The sequence below is a fragment of the Citrobacter sp. Marseille-Q5395 genome (genome assembly GCF_947057495.1).
GTDB lineage: Bacteria > Pseudomonadota > Gammaproteobacteria > Enterobacterales > Enterobacteriaceae > Citrobacter > Citrobacter murliniae.
Map to the genome: position 1 here is coordinate 58,501 of NZ_CAMSEL010000022.1, position 17,151 is coordinate 75,651.

21 protein-coding genes are annotated in these 17,151 nt (G+C 50.6%); all 21 read left to right on the plus strand.

The window, feature by feature from the left end:
* Nucleotides 1-90 precede the first annotated feature (90 nt).
* The 21 genes from OH663_RS21575 (at nt 91) to OH663_RS21675 (ending at nt 17,030) form a co-directional block, all read left to right on the plus strand.
* Nucleotides 91-687: a DUF1367 family protein gene (locus OH663_RS21575; protein WP_263525865.1), complete on the plus strand. Its 597-nt coding sequence runs from the start codon at nt 91-93 to the stop codon at nt 685-687.
* Complete coding sequence (locus OH663_RS21580; RefSeq protein WP_139754434.1) at nt 684-977, plus strand: DUF1364 domain-containing protein; 294 nt, start codon at nt 684-686, stop codon at nt 975-977. The genes OH663_RS21575 and OH663_RS21580 overlap by 4 nt, the downstream gene beginning before the upstream one ends.
* Nucleotides 974-1,552 (plus strand): DUF1133 family protein, encoded by a 579-nt coding sequence (locus tag OH663_RS21585; protein WP_115643621.1) that lies wholly within the window; start codon nt 974-976, stop codon nt 1,550-1,552. Before OH663_RS21580 ends, OH663_RS21585 begins: the two co-directional genes overlap by 4 nt.
* A gap of 489 nt (nt 1,553-2,041) precedes the next feature.
* The gene (locus OH663_RS21590; RefSeq protein WP_001648823.1) at nt 2,042-2,395 is read left to right on the plus strand and encodes a phage holin, lambda family; all 354 of its coding nucleotides are present in this window, start codon (nt 2,042-2,044) and stop codon (nt 2,393-2,395) included.
* Between the two features lie 2 nt (nt 2,396-2,397).
* Nucleotides 2,398-3,009, plus strand: coding sequence for a glycoside hydrolase family 19 protein (locus tag OH663_RS21595; protein WP_173781939.1), 612 nt, complete (start codon nt 2,398-2,400; stop codon nt 3,007-3,009).
* On the plus strand, nt 3,006-3,557 hold the full coding sequence (locus OH663_RS21600) for a DUF2514 domain-containing protein (protein ID WP_194208999.1): 552 nt from the start codon (nt 3,006-3,008) through the stop codon (nt 3,555-3,557). The genes OH663_RS21595 and OH663_RS21600 overlap by 4 nt, the downstream gene beginning before the upstream one ends.
* Entirely contained in the window at nt 3,547-3,957 is a 411-nt protein-coding gene (locus OH663_RS21605) for a hypothetical protein (protein ID WP_194209000.1), read from the plus strand. The genes OH663_RS21600 and OH663_RS21605 overlap by 11 nt, the downstream gene beginning before the upstream one ends.
* A 215-nt stretch (nt 3,958-4,172) precedes the next feature.
* Nucleotides 4,173-5,201 (plus strand): terminase small subunit, encoded by a 1,029-nt coding sequence (locus OH663_RS21610; protein ID WP_228099660.1) that lies wholly within the window; start codon nt 4,173-4,175, stop codon nt 5,199-5,201.
* A complete protein-coding gene (locus OH663_RS21615) occupies nt 5,191-6,462 on the plus strand; it encodes a hypothetical protein (protein ID WP_263525866.1) in 1,272 nt (423 codons plus the stop codon). The genes OH663_RS21610 and OH663_RS21615 overlap by 11 nt, the downstream gene beginning before the upstream one ends.
* A complete protein-coding gene (locus tag OH663_RS21620) occupies nt 6,462-7,901 on the plus strand; it encodes an anti-CBASS protein Acb1 family protein (RefSeq protein ID WP_001648831.1) in 1,440 nt (479 codons plus the stop codon). Before OH663_RS21615 ends, OH663_RS21620 begins: the two co-directional genes overlap by 1 nt.
* Nucleotides 7,873-8,748 (plus strand): hypothetical protein, encoded by an 876-nt coding sequence (locus OH663_RS21625; RefSeq protein WP_046595062.1) that lies wholly within the window; start codon nt 7,873-7,875, stop codon nt 8,746-8,748. The genes OH663_RS21620 and OH663_RS21625 overlap by 29 nt, the downstream gene beginning before the upstream one ends.
* A complete protein-coding gene (locus tag OH663_RS21630) occupies nt 8,749-10,323 on the plus strand; it encodes an NUDIX domain-containing protein (RefSeq protein ID WP_050186209.1) in 1,575 nt (524 codons plus the stop codon). It abuts the gene before it with no gap.
* A 20-nt stretch (nt 10,324-10,343) separates the two neighbouring features.
* A complete protein-coding gene (locus tag OH663_RS21635) occupies nt 10,344-11,216 on the plus strand; it encodes a hypothetical protein (RefSeq protein WP_045441399.1) in 873 nt (290 codons plus the stop codon).
* A gap of 17 nt (nt 11,217-11,233) precedes the next feature.
* Nucleotides 11,234-12,265, plus strand: a complete 1,032-nt coding sequence (locus OH663_RS21640) for a major capsid family protein (RefSeq protein ID WP_050186211.1) — start codon at nt 11,234-11,236, stop codon at nt 12,263-12,265.
* 65 nt (nt 12,266-12,330) lie between these two features.
* Nucleotides 12,331-12,819 carry a hypothetical protein gene (locus OH663_RS21645; protein ID WP_001650752.1) on the plus strand — a complete coding sequence of 163 codons (489 nt, stop codon included), beginning with the start codon at nt 12,331-12,333 and terminating at the stop codon, nt 12,817-12,819.
* A gap of 8 nt (nt 12,820-12,827) precedes the next feature.
* A complete protein-coding gene (locus OH663_RS21650) occupies nt 12,828-13,253 on the plus strand; it encodes a hypothetical protein (RefSeq protein ID WP_200013071.1) in 426 nt (141 codons plus the stop codon).
* Nucleotides 13,250-13,681: a hypothetical protein gene (locus OH663_RS21655; protein ID WP_001650750.1), complete on the plus strand. Its 432-nt coding sequence runs from the start codon at nt 13,250-13,252 to the stop codon at nt 13,679-13,681. The genes OH663_RS21650 and OH663_RS21655 overlap by 4 nt, the downstream gene beginning before the upstream one ends.
* Complete coding sequence (locus OH663_RS21660; protein ID WP_001650749.1) at nt 13,665-14,603, plus strand: hypothetical protein; 939 nt, start codon at nt 13,665-13,667, stop codon at nt 14,601-14,603. The genes OH663_RS21655 and OH663_RS21660 overlap by 17 nt, the downstream gene beginning before the upstream one ends.
* Before the next feature lie 4 nt (nt 14,604-14,607).
* A complete protein-coding gene (locus OH663_RS21665) occupies nt 14,608-16,002 on the plus strand; it encodes a hypothetical protein (protein ID WP_001650748.1) in 1,395 nt (464 codons plus the stop codon).
* A 3-nt stretch (nt 16,003-16,005) separates the two neighbouring features.
* Nucleotides 16,006-16,443: a hypothetical protein gene (locus tag OH663_RS21670; protein WP_001650747.1), complete on the plus strand. Its 438-nt coding sequence runs from the start codon at nt 16,006-16,008 to the stop codon at nt 16,441-16,443.
* Nucleotides 16,443-17,030: a hypothetical protein gene (locus OH663_RS21675; protein ID WP_077942018.1), complete on the plus strand. Its 588-nt coding sequence runs from the start codon at nt 16,443-16,445 to the stop codon at nt 17,028-17,030. The genes OH663_RS21670 and OH663_RS21675 overlap by 1 nt, the downstream gene beginning before the upstream one ends.
* The last annotated feature ends 121 nt before the right edge of the window (nt 17,031-17,151 follow it).

The following is a 17,151-nucleotide window of genomic DNA, read 5'->3' on the forward strand; positions in this document are numbered from 1 at the left end:
AAAGAGGCAAAACTAAGATATAATTATGGTACCGGACTGAACACCCGGCACCTGTATTTCTGAGCAATTGCTGCGCTAAAGGGGAAACCAATGGCGCAGTATTCATTTATAAAATCAGCAGGCGGGGTATTAATACCGGCGACGCCTGACGCACGGGAATTTATCGAGAAAAAATTCCGTCTTGGTGCAGTTTTATATGCTGACTTTAAACAGGCACGTAATGCGGCATTTCACCGTAAATTTTTTGCTCTCTTGAATCTTGGTTTTGATTATTGGCAACCGTCGGGCGGTGCAATATCTCCGGCAGATAAAAAGCTGGTTCGTGGGTATGTGCAGCTGGTGGCCCATTATGCTGGTCATGAAGAAACACTCCAGGAGTTGGCCGATCAGTACCTGCGTGAGGAGGCAGAAAAACGCGCCGGCAATATCAGCGCTGTAAAATCCTTTGAAGCATTCCGAGCTTGGGTAACTATTGAGGCGGGTTTTTATACTCAATACGAAATGCCTGACGGTACTACCCGCAACGAACCCAAATCCATATCGTTTGCCAAAATGGACGATCTCGAGTTTTCCCAACTCTATAAATCCGTACTTGATGTGCTATGGAATTATATTTTGTTCCGCACATTTCCCACCCAGCAGGCCGCAGAAAACGCAGCCTCTCAATTATTCAGTTATGCAGCATGAAGAAAATCGATCTCACCAAACAAGCGCGCGGGCGCATATGTACCGTGCGCATTCCTGGTATCTGCAATTTTGATCCAGAAACCAGCGTCCTTGCCCATTATCGTATGAGTGACACCTGCGGGATGGGAATCAAACCACATGACATGCAGGCAGCAATTGCCTGCAACTGTTGCCATGACGTAATCGATGGTCGTGTGAAAACCGATATTGATCAGGACACCCTAAGGCTATATCACGCCGAAGGTGTTTTCCGTACCCAACAAATCTGGAGAGAGGAGGCGTTTATATGATTAACCCATCAACGACAGGAAAGGGTGGTGAAATGCTGCGATTAAACACCCTCGAGTCAGTCTGGATTCAGGGTAAACTTCGAATGTGGGGCCGATGGTCATATATTGGATCTGGTTCAGGTGGTCACATGTTTAATAACCTTCTCGCGTCAAAAAAAGTCAGTAAAACTGCTATTCAGCAGGTGTTGAAGCATCTCAAATCATCGGGTCTGGATCACGGTGAACTGATGTCATATTTTCTGGACATGCTTTCCGGAAAAGAAAAAAGCAACCTTGCATTCTGTACCGATGAAGAAGGCCTGTTAATGGATGCTGTGATCGGTGAAATATTGGTTCGTACAGGTCATCAGCGCCTTTTTAAACTGGTAGTTGATCGGTACAAGGATCGTATGAGTAAGAAGGCCATGGCAAGAGAACTGAATACTCGTCACCCGGAATGGTGCCTACGTACCTGCGAAAGTCGAATTGATGTTTGGTTGCAGATGGCAGAAGCCATGCTGTACTTACCAATGTGTGATGTATTCGATAAAAAAGCTGATCGATTCCGGTTGCAAAGTTGCGCGGGGATTGCTTGAATTCAGCTATGCTCGCGAAGCTACACCCGCAGCGACAAATCAAAAAGACCCGCTCACATAAGGCGGGTTTTTTATTGATTTAAATCTTCGACTCAAGCTTTGGTTGTGTTATGTGTTTACTTCCTTGCCTTAAATGGAGTGATGCAATGAGTAATACAGTGTGTAGCAACCAGAGCTGTAAGAAGGAGTTCATCTACTGGGAACATAGTGGAGGATTTCCCGGTGGAAAAGAGAAAGAACCTATTGTCTGTCCTTACTGTGGTCATATAAACGGTTATGAAATGACAAGTGGTTTGATTTCAAGCAAGAAACTAGAAGATCGATAGCTATCAATTATTCACATGGGCCTCGGCATACGCCGGGGCTTTTTCATTTAAGGCCGCTGACAGGTCCGTTTAGCGCAACGCCTTTCCCCGTTTCCGCTCCTGGATGTTCGGGGATTTTTTATTCCCTCAATTAGCACCCGCAATATGCGCGAGGTGAGAGATCATGAAAATGCCTCATAACCCCAATACCTGGCCGGACTGGCTGGAATTATTCCAGAGCTGGTGGCGCGGAGATACGCCGCTGGGCGCTGTTCTCATGTCGTTATTCATGGCTGGTTTACGCATCGCTTACTTTGGTGGTGGTGGCGGCTGGAAGAAAAAAACACTCGAAATTCTTCTTTGTGGTGCTCTGACTTTGACCTTCTCATCAGCCTTGGAATATTTCGGTTGGCCTAAATCTCTGTCTGTGGCCATCGGTGGCGGCGTCGGGCTGATTGGTGTTGATGCCATCCGAGGATTTGCAATGCGGTTAATTGGCAATCGACTTGGTGTCGGTAGCGACAATAACAAGGTGTGATTATGAATAAGGATCAGCTCCAAAAGGCTGCAAATCTCAGCGGCGACCTTACCTCGCGATGGTTTCAACCATTAAATGCAGCAATGAAAGAGTTTGGTATTGAATCTGCAGACGATCAGGCGATGTTCATTGCTCAGGTCGGGCATGAGTCCGGCGGTTTTACCCGCATTGTCGAGAACCTAAATTATTCTGCTGATGGTTTGAAAGCGACATTCGGGAAATATTTTCCTGGTGATACAGCGCAGCTCTACGGGCGCACTGCTGATCACCCTGCGAACCAGAAAGCTATCGCTAATATTGTTTACGCCCACCGAATGGGAAACATTGAAGAGAACGACGGTTGGAATTATCGCGGGCGTGGCCTGATTCAGATTACCGGTCATGACAATTATCGGGATTGCGGCGCAGGACTGGGGGCCGATTTGATACTGTCCCCACAGTTACTGGAGCAGGACGAATATGCAGCTCGTTCGGCGGCGTGGTTCTTTGCCTCGAAAGGTTGTCTAAAACGTAGCGGTGATATTAAGGCTGTTACGAAAATAATTAACGGTGGCACTAATGGTCTTGATGACCGTAAAGCCCGCTATGAAAAAGCGAAATCGGTGTTGGTATGAGCACACTTTTCGCTGTAATCAAAAAACTCTGGAAGCCATTAGCAGAAATACTGCTGGTGGCTTTTTTGTTATGTGCGGCAGCGTACTGGTGTTATTCACGTGGTTACCAAGAAGCGGATTCATCCTGGAAATTGCAGTGGGCCCAGCGTGACCTTACTGATGCGACCACTACGTTGCAGCGTGAAGTAACCGAAAGAGCTGAAGAGCAGCGCCGCCAGCGCGCCGTAAATGAAGAACGAGAGAAAGCCGATGAAGAACTGGCAAAAGTACAGGCTGATGCTGACGCTGCTAAGCGTGCTCGCGGTGGGTTGCAACAGCAGCTCGCCGAAATACAACGGCAACTCGCAACAAGTGAAACCGGCAGAATTTCCGCAATTGCAGCAGCAAGCCAGGCAAAAGCCGAGGCCGGAATATTGCTCGCCCAGTTGCTCGGCGAAGCTGACGATCTGGCGGGAAAATTCGCAAAAGAGGCTGATGAGAGTTATGTCGCCGGAAGAACCTGCGAGCGCACTTACGACAAAGTAACGGGGAACGGTAATGGAAATTAAGTTGATTAAATACTGGAAGGTTGAATTATTTGATGCTCCCAGATCCAACTCTGTGATCAGTGGAATAATTTCCTGTGAAGAAAGGAGACCTTTTTTTACAGGATACTCCAACATCCAATTTGACCTGAGAAAAGCAGTCATGGATGGGGAAAAGTTTATCACCCTTTTTTGTGAGCCTGATTCACTGAAAACTCGATCCGTCCGCATCAGTCGCGTTCATGAATTCAGATGTACGCCGATTTATGAGAACGACGGCACTTTTCAGGAAGCTGCTAATCCGCTGATTAAATGGTTGGCTGAAAATGTTCATCCACACCACCAGGCTATTGTGACCAGTACACATGCTGAGTTACTGGAAAGTCAGTATGTGGTGAAAACGGATGAGTTTGTGAAAGACTAAGGCATTACAGCAGGCATTCCCTGAGTGTCTGCGATAATGCAAAGCCGAATGTTGTTTCCTACCGCGCACCCTGCGCATGACAACATGCAGCTTTTTATTTTCTTCTGATTTCCCGGCAGGTTTGGCGCTCACGGCAGCATAAAGGATCTGTTTTTGATCTTCTCGTTCTCACGTATTGCCGGAGTAATAGTTTTCAGACCAGAGGATTATTCTGTATGTCCAGAGTGAACTGGGAGGAACGATTATCCCTGTTCGCTGATGAATGGAAGCGGACGGGAATATCTCCTAAGGAGTGGTGCGAAAGAGAGGGTTTTTCGTGGGGAACTGCGAAAGCGTATATCTCGATAAAAGCGGCGAAAGCATTGCTGGCTGGATGGGGAGATGAAACAGAAAAATCGGAGCGAAAATCGCGAAAAAAAACTCCGAAAAAAAGTGCGAATTCGGAGTCGGTAAAACGCGAAGAAAAAAGCGCTGATAAAGGGGAAATCGCAGAAAAATTATCTGCGTCGCGGTCTGTTCGCGAGGATGACGAAACGCCTGATGATTTCGGGCTCTCTGACCAGTTAATGACGTTCGCACAATTTGTAGTGGATGGAAAAACCAGAGTCGAGGCTTACCGCTTGGCCGGGTACAAAGGCGAAGGAAACACAGCATATTCCAATGCATCCCGCATGCTAAGAAATGCCAGGGTTTCTCGTTATGTTCACCACCTCAGGAACGAGCGGCAGAAACGCTACTCCGCCGAGCTGGATGATGTGATTACTCAGCTCGTCGCCATTATCAACGCCGACCCCAATGAAATCGCGCAATACAGGCGCGTCAATTGCCGTTATTGCTGGGGTGAGAATCACAAATACCAGTGGCGTGATTTAGAAGAGCAGATAAGGGCAGAAAAAAAAGCCGAGTCGGAAAATAAACCGCTCCCGGAACTTTCCGGTGGAATTGGTTTTGTCGATAACGCTGATCCTAACCCTGATTGTCCTCGATGCAACGGGGAGGGAAAGGGGGAGGCGTTCTTTGCTGATACCCGTGATTTAGAGGGCGATGCGCGTTATCTGTTGCAGGGCGTGAAGCTCGGTAAATTCGGCATCGAAATAAATACTGCGGATAAGGATGCTGCTCGTCGTGAATTAGCCAGATTGCTTGTTGCTCGTGGCCCCGGAACGGGCAAGGAAAAAGGAAATGGCAAAGGCAGCGAGCCAACGGTGATCATTAAACTGGTGAATTCCCCTGATGGCGACTGAACACGTTATAGAGTTCCTGCCGTTCCATGCAGGGCAAAAGAAAATTTATCGTTCTCCTGCAAAACGAAAAGTTATCCGTGCCGGGCGTCGTTACGGTAAGACAACGATGCTGGAGCAGGCTGGAGGGAACTGGGCAGCACGACAGATGCGCGTAGGCTGGTTTGCGCCGTCTTATAAAATTCTGCTGCCGTCGTTTAAAGCTATACGCGACCTGTTAAAGCCGATCACGATTAGTTCCAGTAAGACCGATGCGATTATCGAAACCATTGGTGGGGGGCAAGTCGAGTTCTGGACGCTGGATAACCCTGATGCTGGTCGCTCCCGCAAATATCACAAAGTCATTATTGATGAGGGAAGCCTCGTTAAGAAAGGCATGCGTGATATCTGGGAACAGGCAATTGAGCCGACACTGCTTGACTTTGACGGTGATGCAGTAATGGCCGGTACGCCAAAAGGCGTTGATGACGAGAATTTTTTCTATCAGGCCTGTAACGATAAATCGATGGGCTGGGAGGAACATCACGCACCGACAGCTGCCAACCCGACTATTAATCCGGCTGCGCTGGCGCGAATTATTGATGGTCGTCCGCCGCTGGTGGTTCAGCAGGAATATAACGCTGGATTTGTGGACTGGCGCGGGCAGAACTTTTTCAAACTCGACTGGATTTTGGAAGATGGCGCGCCTGTCGACTACCCGTTTTCCTGCGATACGGTTTATGGCGTCGTTGACTGTGCGCAGAAGGGGAAACTCCAGAACGATGGATCCGCATGCATCTGGTTTGCGCTGGATAACCTGCCATCGCCACACCTCGTTATTCTGGACTGGGACATTATCCAGATTGACGGATATTTCCTGAAGGACATTGTTCCTCAGTGGGAAGGAAAGGCCAAACAGCTTAGCGAAATATGCCGCGCGCGTATGGGGACTACAGGCCTGTTTATTGAGGACAAGGCAACCGGCATAACCCTGTTACAGCAGGGCGCTAATGAGGGGTGGAACGTACACCCTATCGACAGTGATTTAACGTCACTTCCCAAAGAATCCCGCGCCATCAACATTTCTGGTTATGTGGCGTCCGGGAAAGTACGCATTTCTAAATACGCCTTTGACAAAATCGTTGAGTACAAGCAATCGAAGAAAAATCATCTTCTGACGCAGGTGCTCAAGTTCATCATCGGTGAAGAAGACCAGGACGACGATCTGTTTGACTGCTTTAACTACGGCGTCGCGCTTGGACTTGGTAACGGAGAGGGGTTCTGATGCAGGACGACGACGATATTTGCATGGGCAGTAATGCTGGCGTCCTCAGTAAGATTCTGGAGGGCGGAAGCATTGAACCCGGCGCGCAGGCAGGGTACGAGCTCTGCAAGCTGATTTATTTGTTTCACCCGCTGGGCGGAAAGATGGTCGATCGCCCGATAAAACTGGCGATGTCAGAACCACGAACTGTACATGTTACTCGTGGACCTGAAAGGCGCCTGCGTGAAGCTTTCGAGCGCGAGTGGAAAGCAATTAAAGCCGATCGCATCATTGCTAACACTGCGCGCCAGTCCAGAATTTACGGTGTAGGCGCTGTGGTGATGCTCATTGACGGCGAGCCCACGAACGAAGCCGCTGAGTTTGACACGCTGTATAAAAAATCCATCACCTTCAACGTGTTGGATCCGATGAATACAGCTGGTTCTGTGGTGCTCAATCAGGATCCTAATTCTGCTGATTTCCAGAAGGTGGGAAGCGTGACTGCTGCGGGGCAACCTTACCATCATAGCCGCTGCTGCGTGATGATGAACGAGGATCCGATTTATCTGGCCTACACTCCGTCATCCTTCGGTTTTGCCGGGCGCAGCGTTTATCAGCGTGCGCTCTATCCGCTGAAATCATTCATTCAGTCGATGCGCGCTGATGACATGGTAACGATTAAAGCCGGGCTGCTGGTGGCGTTTATCAAGCAGGCCAGTTCTATCGTCAACAATATGATGCAGAAAATGTCCGGTATTAAGCGCTGGATGCTGAAGCGAGGCGGAAACGGCGATGTGTTACAGGTCGGTGAGAATGACAAAATTGAATCGCTCGATATGCAGAACCTCGAAAAGCCGCTGGATACTGCCCGTAATCACATCCTGGCGAATATCGCTACGGCGGCGGACATGCCTGCCATTCTGCTTAACAGCGAGACATTCACACGTGGATTTGGCGAAGGTACCGAGGATGCAAAAGCGGTAGCGCAATACATCGATGACGTTCGTAAAGACCTTGAGCCGCTTTACGATTTCTTTGTGCGCATCGTGCAATACCGCGCCTGGTCCCGCGAATTTTTCGAAGCATTGAAAAACGACGTGCCAGAGTACGAAAAAATCACCTGGGAGGCGGCATTCAATTCCTGGGTGAACAATTTCGACTACGTCTGGCCGTCAGCGTTGAAAGAGCCTGAAAGCGAAAAGGTCAAAGTTGATGAAACCCGCTTTAAGGCGATTACTGAGATGCTGAACGTGCTGCTGCCTCAGCTCACTAAAGACCCGCAAAACAGGGCAACGCTCATCAAATGGGCCTGTGAAAACGCCAACATGAACGAAAACCTGTTTGCTGATCGGCTTGAGCTGGATTACGAATTGCTGGAGCAATGCCCTCCGGACCCACCTCCAACAGGCAACGATAACGAGGATAACTACGATGGCCTCATTCGTGAAAGAGCTGCGTGACGCCATTAAACATTTTCTGGAATACGGTTACAGCAGCGAAGAAAGCCTGATCATGTGGACTGAGCGCCTGCGGAATGCCACAGAAAACAAAGTTGATGGAAATGACCTGTACCGATACGTCAGCCGCCGGCTAACTGCAGCTTATGATCTGGAGATCGGACGGGAAAAAGCGCTGAAACGCCATCTAGGTGTGAGTCGTTTCACGCTAAATTACCTTGAGCCGAAACTTCGTGCTGAGCTGGACCGCCGGATCATGGCATCCGCCGATCTGATAAAACTCAACCGTACGCAGGCCATTGATAAGACAATTCAGCGCTTCAGCGGGTGGGCAACCAGTATCCCGCCGATAAGCGAAATGAGCGTTGGTCTGTCGGCTTCTTCCCGGTCTGGTGTAATTGCTACTAGTCAGCACATCGCAAAATCAGCCCGCCAGATTGATTTCGAGCAGCGTCGGGTGATGGTCGATCAGACGCATAAGCTTATCGCCAACATTGATAACATCATTGCCACTGAGGGTGGGGCAATTGCTGCTGTCTGGCATAGCCACTGGCGACAGCCAAATTATGATTTCCGTGAACCTCATAAGGAGCGTGATTTGCTGGTGTATGCCATTCGTGGCAACTGGGCGATAAAAAAAGGATTCATGAAGGTTGGTCCGGCTGGCTATCTCGATGAAATCACTCAACCGGGCGAAGAAGTCTTTTGTCGTTGCTACCTGACGTTCATCTATAACGTCCGAAGCCTGCCTGATGAAATGAAAACCGAAAAATGGCGGAAATTCATTGAAGGCAACAAATCAGTCGGTCGTCGTTCTGCAAACTTCGAGACCATAAAAAACGGAGGATAAGTGAAAACCTACGCTGCCGGGATCCTGTTTAAGTCTGGCGGGAAAATATTTCTGGTTAAGCGTGGGGATGATGGTTCGTGGGCGGTACCGGGCGGAAAACTCGAAGAGGGGGAAACGCCGGAATCCGCGGCAAGGCGTGAAGTTCTGGAAGAGTGCGGGTTTGATTATTCCGCACCGCTGACGCCTCATACCCTGATTGATGGCTATGTTACCTACCTTGCTGATGATGCTGAGCAATTCGACGCGGTTTTGAACGATGAAAATCAAGCATGTGGCTGGTTTTCGCCAAATGAACTGCCCGATCCGCTACACCCTGGTATGGTGGCGATGCTTGATGCCGAACCACTCAATGAAATGGATGTTGCCGGGCTTATTGCCGACGGGCAACTCACATCCCCGCAATTTTTCAGAAATATGTACCTGTGGGCGCTGCGTATCACCGGAACGGGTGTTACATGGCGATCCAAATTCAGGCAATACGCCTACCGCTCCCCTGAAAATTACCTGACGGATGAATTTCTCGCCCGGTGTTCTGGCCTGCCGGTTATCTGGTGGCATCCAGAAAAAAACACACTCAATAGCGAAGAATTCGCCTCAAGGACGATTGGGGCGATTACGTTTGCCTGGATTAAAGGTGATGAGGTGTGGGGAATGGCCCGCATTTACGACACCGACGCCGCCGCGAATCTTTCAACGCGGCAACTCAGTACATCCCCCACGGTGACGGGCGGCGATGACGTTCTGATCGACGTCGATGGCGAACCGCTACTGCTGGAAGGAACTCCTGTTTTACTAGATCACCTAGCTATTTGTGAGCAGGGCGTCTGGGACAAGCTGGGGGAACCGATGGGAGTTAAATCCGACACACTTTTGAACGAGGTCCAGAAAATGGATGAAGAAAAAGTATTAGCACTCATTAACCAGGCGCTGGACGCTCGCGAAGCCCGCGCAAAGGCCGATGCTGAGGAAAAAGCGAAAGCAGATGCCGAAGCAGCAGAAAAGGCGAAAGCTGATGAAGATGCTGCCCGTCTCAAGGAAGAGGAAGAAAAAGCGAAAGCTGACGCTGATGCGAAAGCCAAGGCAGATGCAGAAGCCGAAGAAAAGGCAAAAGCTGATGCTGAACTGGAAAAAATCCGTGCGGACATGGAAGAAATGAAAAGCCGTGTACCTCAGGAACTCAGCGACGAAGAACGTAACGAAATCGCTGATACCCAGTGCAAAGCCGACAGTGTATTCGCTTCTTTCGGGGAGCGTGCGCCGCAACCAATGGCGGGTGAACGTGCGATGCCATATCGCCGCCGCATCATGACACGTCTGCAAAAATATTCTCCTGATTATAAAGAAGTGGATCTGCATGCCATTGCAGACAGTCAACTCCTGAGCATCGCGGAGAAAAAAATCTATGCCGATGCGCAGGCATCAGCGGCATCCAGTCTGGAACCAGGTGCAGGGTTGCGTGAAGTCATTCGCACCGACGCCACCGGACGCCGTATCAGCACCTTTATCGGTGACCCGTCCGCAACGTGGGCTCCGTTCCAGGCAGTCAGCCGTAAGCTCGCTGGCATTAACCAGTAATCAACCGGAGAACAATTAACATGTCGAGCGTTCTGTCAGTAAACCCAATGCAGACCACAAATGCGCGCGGTACTTTCTACACGAAATCCGATGGTCTCATTCAGGGGGTTGCGCTGGATGATCCAGCTGCGCGCTATGCATTGGCGTCCGGTACCCTCTCCAACGATGAAGTAAAACCTCTCTGGGGCGGTCTGGCTGTCAATGAACTGGTGCCGGGAGCATCCTCAGCACCACGAGGCAGCGTTATCAAACGAGCTACCACTCTTTCACAACTGGTGGGGTTCTCTGTATTCAACCAGGCACACAATGGCCTGACTACTCCGCAATCGCCAGTACCTCTTTTTCTTAGCAACATGAGCGTGTCTTTCTATCGTCTTGGTTCCGGGATGCGTGTTCCGGTCAAAGCCTCTGATGCAGTGATCTCTCTGGCCAGCGCGGGGATTTCCGTTAACCAGCCGTTGGTCTGGAACTTTGCTGAGGATTGCCTCGATGTATTCAGCACAGTAGCGGCAGATGTGGCGACTACGGAAATCACATGGACTGCACCCACTGCCAATGCGGCAGGGTTCGCTACCGCGACGACAGCCAGTGCTCATGGACTGAAAGTGGGCGGCTATGCGGATATTACGGGCGCGGCTCCTGCTGCATATAACGGCATCGTTCAGGTGCTCAGTGTTCCTACGGCAACCACATTCACCTTTACCCCGGTTTCAGTACCTGCGGGCAATGCAACCACTCAGGGAACGGTAGGCGCGGCAAAAGTGCAGGACGTTGCCCTTCCGGTAAAAATCATCGAAATGCAGATGGGTAACAGCAAAACCGTTTCTTACGATTCGGCAACGGGTTTTGCTACCTGGAACGACAGCGGAAACGCTGCGGTAATTCTGCTGTAATCAGGAGAGGCTAAGAGATGCCAGCTATTACACCCGCTTATCAAATTGTAAATCCGTCGTACATCATGCCGGAAATGATCCTGTCCTATCAGCAGGCATCCGGCGCGTTTTCCGTTATGGCCAGCGGTAACCCGCTGGTTCGTCTGTCTGACGGTGACCAGTACGTTTACATGAAACGCCTGGATATTCGTACTCAGGTTACCTCCAGCCAGTCAGGGAATGCCAACCAGTTACCCTCCGTTGCATTGGATGCACGAATGGTTAGTACGCCAACGTATATGTTCCGCGCCCGAGCCATTTACGATCATCATGATATGGCCGCTGCGGGGAACTGGGGGATTGCATTGCCGGAAGCTCAGCGTCTTGGTACCCGGCAGGCAATTTTCCAGCAACTGCGAAATGCGCTGCTGTACGGCATGAATCCAGCTGGCGGTGAAGGTGTTCTGAATACCAACGGTGCGACCACTATCAGTCTTCCGGCAGACAGTGGCGGAAATACTACCGTCCTGACTTACGATCATGGCGAAATGGCTGTATTCCTGCTGGCACAGATTCAGGCAATCCGCACCCGCACTATGCAAATGGGCCGTCCGTCACGAATGGTTATTCTTGGCCCTCAGCGTACGCTGGGTACGATGGAGATGCAGCAGATTGTTCAGTTGACCAGTTACCAGCGTCCTGGCGGCGGTACTGCGACAGTTAAAGGGATCGTTGCTGGTGTTGCAGACGATGCAGACTGCGGCATTGACTGGGTTTATGACGATACACTAATCGGTGCTGGGGCAAATGGTACTGATGCAGTCATTATCGCCATGCCAGAAGTTGAACGGCCGGAGGTGAACGCGAAAATCAACACTAACGAATTCGCGAAACTTAGCCCGTCGTTGGAAGCGACATCACTGATGCTGTGTGACATGGCCGCACCGCGAGAAATCCCAACTCCGATTGCTGGCGGGGCGATCGACGTACTTTCCGAACTGCGCTCCACTTCCGGCTGGGTGCTTCGTCCTGAGGCGCTGACCATCATTTCGATGAAATACAGCAATTAATTTCCCCTCGCAGATTTCCCTGTGTACCTGGTGGTACGCGGGGATTTTTTTAACCAGGAGTACACATGAAACTGTATATCGCCAATACCACCAAGCAGCGTCACGATTTCGCCTATCGCAAACCTGAAACAGGTCGCCTCGTGTATCACCCGATTAATGCTGGTTCACAGGCTGTCGTTATTGACGGAACACGCGCAGAGATCGACCTCATTATTCAGCAGCACGCTGAGTACGGCCTGATTGACGCAACAAAAATTGACCAGAACCGTATTTATATCGGGCTGTGTTACAGCATTGATAAACCCGTGGCGTCAAAAGTGATCGAAAAAGCCATGCGGGATAACGATGGTCACCTGAATCGTGCTGCTCATGACCGCCGGCAAGCGTCAGTACTGGCAACAGACAGCGCGCTCAGTGAACAAGACAACGGCTATCGGGGAGAGTTGGAGGTGAGCGCAGAGCAACGCCTGAACGCTACGGATGATAAAGATGAAACCGAATTCGTTGACGAAACACTGGCGGTGAATGCGGGATCCAAAAAGAAAAATAAGTGAGGAACGCCATGCCTGATCTGGCCGGATTTATCCTGTTTATTCGCAATACGATGGGCGTAAATGTCGATGATTTACCCGATGATGCGCCCTCTATTTACCTTACCTGGTCAATGTCGCTGGACTGGGTGAACCGCCAGATTGCGTGTATCAGCCCAGTTCTTTATTCGCAGGCGGTTTATAACCTCGCGGCTTCCTTCCTGATTAACTTCGGACCCGAGGATGTTTTCGGCCCTGTACGTGAAAAACTGGGTATTAATAATTTCACTGCCGGTGTTATCAGTGCTTCCGCAGATGAGTCAACCAGCCAGACCCGGGAAGTCAGCGACGCGCTAAAAAATCTTTCTCTTGCTGACCTCCAACAACTCAAAGATCCCTACGGTCGCTGGTACCTGGCAATCGTTCAGCAATATGGTGATTTGTGGGGGCTTACATGAAACTTCACCTGGGCGTGATGGATATACCCTACGAAAACGAGAATACGACCACCGGAGATGTGGCCGAAATTCTTGAGGGAAAATATCACATCATGCAGACGTTCTTTGATCGGCATGGTGAGGAGATTGCTCAACTGATGAGTAATGACCTTGCTGCAGGTCTTGAGAACTTGCTGGCAGGTGCGCCGCCTCCCTCCGATCCTTTTGCGGAATCAATGTCGCAGGTTCATCACCTTTTTGTCGCTTTTCTCGATAACGCCGAAATGAACGGTACCGAAGGTGTCCCAACAGCCCGGGCGCTAGAAGGAATCAGCAAACGTTTCAAAAACAAGAAAGGGGAGCCGCGCCCCTCTTTCATCGATACGGGAATGTTTCAGGCCTCTATGCGGGCCTGGGTAAGCGGGGTGTTGAATGCCTTCCCTCAGTGAGCTATCTCAGGCAAAAACGGAGCTTAATGCTTCGCTGGTTCAGGGGTTGGACGATTTAAGCCGTTCGGCCTCAGTGACCTTCACAAAATATGTTCGCAAGGTGCTGCCGTTAGATGGGTTCGTTTTCTGGGTTAAGGCTTCGATTCTTGCAGATGATCCAGATAGCGAACCCGACTATAAAGACGTCAAAGGTTACCTGCATTTAACGACGGAAAGTATCCAGGATGAGGAGCAGCTCTACGATAAAAATGTGGTCACGTTCACTGCTCAGTCTGACATTGACCCGTTCAACGATATCGGTTCTGAGGTACTGTACATAGGTGAGTTTTACGGCATTAAGTTTGCGTTTTCCCGGCGCTCTGGGCTGAACGAACCTGCCAATATTTACCATTACACCGGGAATGCGATTTATCCACACATGCTGTCACAGATAGTTGACTCGCCTGACGATATTGATCTTGCAGATGTGGTGGTTTCTAACTCGCTACCGATCTGGCTCTCCCTGAGCCAATTCATGCCGATGTATCCGGCAAAACTTTCTTTGCAGAACCTTTCCCCACCTTATGCCACCGTGAAATGTGGGGATCCTGAGCCTGTAGCCGGTGCGTTTTACCTTGACGAAAATCAGAACCAGTATCAGCTGGTGACGGAGGATGTGACGGTATACGTCACCGGGCTACGGAATGCCGCAGCTGAGGATTTTCTTCGCTATGTGCAGGACTACACGCTGAATGATACGGCTGAAATGGGGGTGATGAATATCCCCGTTATTAAAGATGACCGCGTGACGCAGAACGAGCTCAACGTTATGGCGATGCGAAAAATCATCAAATTCAAAGTTAATTATTATCAGCAGCGGATGAGGAATGTCGCCCGTCAGCTGATCACGTCTGCAATTCCGTCCATTTACGTGGAGAAATAATGTAATGGCAATTGTTAATATTAATGTGTCGGTGACGAATCCGCCAAAGCCGTCGAACCTGTTAAAATCCGGCGCCCTAGTCTCTACCGGCGGCACGACGTTAACACCCGGCAGTTTTCAGCTGCTGACTTCAAAAGACGATCTGAAATCGCTTGTCTCTCCGGCTAAAGCAATTTCAGCCATTGCATGGGCAACCAATACCGTCACTGTCACGCTGGTTGAGTCGCCCGGCTGGAGCGACGGCGATAAGGTTCCCGTTTTTATTGATGGCGTTGCACCGAAAGGCTACAACGGAGCATATACAGCTACGGTGACCGGCGATAAAACCCTGACCTACACGCTGAACACTGATCCGGGCTCTGCTACCACGATGGGGACCGTCACCGCCGTCGCTGCGGGTGAAATCCAGCAGATGAATACCACGTACTGGGCGCAGGGCACCAGCCGGGCGGTATATGTTCTGGAGCTGGGGGAATTGAGTGTTCCTGCTGCCGTTGCGGCGCTGGGCAACTTCATTGATGAAGATATTTCCCTGGGCAACACCTACCAGAAGTTTTTCTCTTATCTGGTGCCGCGGGAGTGGGATACAGAAACCACGTTTAAGACGCTGGCAAACAATTACACGTCGCCGGGCTCGCTGGTGAAATTTTTCGTTACTACCACGATCGCAACCTACGAAGCATGGGTATCGGGAAAATATCCGAACGTGTTCGCAGGGGTTGAGGCTCCGGCGATTGGTGCCACAGAGTTTTCGATGGCTGCTCCGTTTCAGTCGTCCCTGGCTAACGATCCGGGTTCGTCCAACATGGTGCCGCCGATGGCGTACCGGTTCATGTACGGCGTGACCGAGTACCCGCCAGCGGGCAACGGTACTTTGCTGAAAACACTGCAGGACAACAACATCAACTATATCGGCACGGCGGCAGAAGGTGGCCTGAGCAATAAAATGCTGGTGGCGGGCCACATGCTCGATGGTATGCCGTTCAACTACTGGTACTCCGTCGCCTGGTGCGCCATTAACCTTGAGCTGGACCTGGCAAATGAGGTGATCAACGGCTCGAACACGACGACAAACCCGCTCTACTACGAGCAGCGAGGTATCGACCGCCTGCAGAACCGTGCGCTGAAAACGTTACGTTCTGGCATCAGCTATGGGCTGATCCTCGGGCAGGTTATCGACACCCGCCTGACTCAGGACGCTTTCAATGAAGCGTATGAGAAGGGCACCTATGCGGGCAGCGCCGTCATTAACGCGGTGCCATTCGCCAGCTACACCAGCCTAAACCAGTCCGATTACGCCGATGGTAAATATAACGGCCTGAGCGCCGTCATTACGCCGAAACGCGGCTTTGAGTCCATCACGTTTAATCTCAACGTAACCAATTTTGTGGGGGCGTAATAAATGCCAAATCCATTAGTACCACAGGGATTTCTTAACCGGGTTCGTGGGGCGGTGACCGTCACCGATAACCCGGCACTGAATGTCAGCGCGTCCTATCTCGGAAAAGAGGGGATTAGCATGCGGCCAGACACGGCCGCAACGGATATTTTACCCACGCTCACCGGGACCGTTGGCAGCCAGGCTCCGTATCAGCAGGTCACGCTGACGATTCATCTGCTGAAAACACAGGGGCTGGGAGCCAGCTATCAAAAGCAGTTTGCTACCGATACCGCGCTGGGCGAAGTAGTGGTGACGCCGGACGCGACCACGTTCGGCAACTACACCGTGCTGAACTGCTATCTGGTCAATTTTAACGAGCTACAGCTCAACGGTATGGATGCGGGTTACGTAGTTACGCTGTCCGGGTACCTGATCACCAACGATAAAATGTGGGATTAATTACCGTGAAAATTGATAAAAAACTTAACTTCGTCAGCACGATCACTCGCGATGATGGCTCAATGGTTTACCTGCACGTAGTGCCATTTCCTTATGAAGTGGTTGAGCAAAACTGCGTGTTGTTGGGCAATCTGTTCAATAACTTTTTTACCCTTGTTGGTACCGTTGGCGCGCCGCGTGTGGCTGCAATGATGCTACGAAATATCATCAAGTCGCGACAGGAGAATGGGGACATTGCTCCGGGTGCGCCGACGATCATTGATGATATTCAGCGCCTGACTACGGTTATCTGGAATGATAACGGGGTGTGGAAAACTTCCCCGCTGGACGCTGCATTTAAAAACGACCTCATTACTCCGGATGAATATCGGGAGATCGAGGGTGAAATCGTTTTTTTTATGGTGAGCTCTGCTATTCAGAAAGCGAACCTTGTGGCGGGCACGATGGGGCACGCGCTCGAAATGTACAGTGGGCAACTCGTCTCATTGAGCATTACGGAGTATCGCGATTCTTTGCCGAAGTCGAAAACGGCTACTGCTATCCCGACCCTGACAGCCCCGCAGGAACAATCACACATTCCCTCCTGACCTGGGCGTCCTGTGAAGGGTTCGCCGAACTATGCCGGGAACTGGACTGTGGTGACTACAAAAGCCCGCTCCACTTCCGGCAGCGGTTCATTCTCGAAGAGATAAGGAAAAAGGGCTATTT